Raw genomic sequence first — 867 nt, forward strand, 5'->3', positions numbered from 1 at the left:
GGTTAATTCTTCGATGATTTGATTGATATTCCCTTGGATAATCACCCGATAAATCGGCTCGTAATAAGCAAACAAACTCTCGGATTTTTCTAGATTGACAGAACCGTAGAAGAGGGCTTTTTCAGCGTTGATCTTCCAATTCTCAAAGGACTGCTGGTAGGGTGCTTCAAATGGTGTCACGACGATGCCATCGAGCGGTTGATCAGAGATGAAAATCTGCCAGTCTTGCCCCAAAACATAGTAAGGAATGGTAAAAGAACCCTGCTTTTCCTTGGATAGACCAATCCACCAGCTGTCTTTACCTGACAGGTAGTTCGTAAATCCTGTCTCATCCAATTCTTGACTGAGGGTCTGACTTTGTTCCACCTTTTCCTGAAGCTGCTGCGCAATTTTTTCTAATAAATTGCCCAACTCCACCTTGTCTACTGGCTTGACCAGATAATCCACGACACTAAGGTTCATGGCTTTTTTAACGTACTCAAACTCCTGATAACCAGACAGCAAGATATAATAGGTATCTGGAAGTAGCTCTTTCATTTCCCTAATCATCTCAAGTCCGGTCTTATCTGGCATGTTGACATCGGAAATGACCACATCTACTGGATTTTTCTTAATATAGTCCAAAGCATCATCTGCGTGATTAGCTGTTGCGACGACTTGCATATCCCATTTTTCAAAGGGGATTAATCGCTTGAGCCCCTCTGTCACCATGTACTCATCGTCTACTAATAAAACTTTATACATTTCTACCCTTTCTATTCATCCTGGATAGTGATATGGTAACGAACACCTTCTTGCTCAGCTGACTCTACACTGATTTGGTAGCGATCCCCAAAGTAGAGAACAAAGCGTTCGTGTACATTTACT

The 867-nt window shown here is 42.0% G+C and carries 1 protein-coding gene; it reads right to left on the reverse strand.

What is annotated here, in order from left to right:
* A partial coding sequence (locus tag GMD6S_RS09650) for a response regulator (RefSeq protein WP_000278904.1) occupies positions 1 to 744 on the reverse strand: 744 nt, incomplete at its 3' end.
* Positions 745 to 867: the final 123 nt, after the last annotated feature.

The organism is Streptococcus sp. GMD6S (genome assembly GCF_000297015.1).